We start from the raw sequence: 242 nt of genomic DNA, 5'->3' as shown, positions 1-242 counted from the left end.
GATGGCACCTTCAGCATCGAACTGAACCCGCCACAAGCCAACGGCGAACTGCTGGATGTCGTCGCCATCGATGACAGCGGCGTCTCTTCGCTGCCCGCACAAATCACCGCGCCAGACATTACCGCGCCTGCCGCACCGACCGAACTGGCTGTCAGCGCCGACGGCACCGTGCTCACCGGCCGTGCCGAACCGGGCAGCACCGTGCGCATCGTCGCCGCAGACGGCACCGAATTGGGCACCGC

Annotated in this window: 1 protein-coding gene; it reads left to right on the top strand. The window is 66.9% G+C overall.

Annotated elements, in window-relative coordinates:
- Nucleotides 1–242 (top strand): Ig-like domain-containing protein (locus SB756_RS34345; RefSeq protein ID WP_410913788.1); only part of this gene is annotated, 242 nt, incomplete at both ends.

The sequence above is a fragment of the Pseudomonas sp. SIMBA_068 genome (genome assembly GCF_046534705.1).
Classification (GTDB): domain Bacteria; phylum Pseudomonadota; class Gammaproteobacteria; order Pseudomonadales; family Pseudomonadaceae; genus Aquipseudomonas; species Aquipseudomonas putida.
Note: the sequence above shows the minus strand (reverse complement) of the source record. Positions and strands in the feature narration are given on the sequence as shown.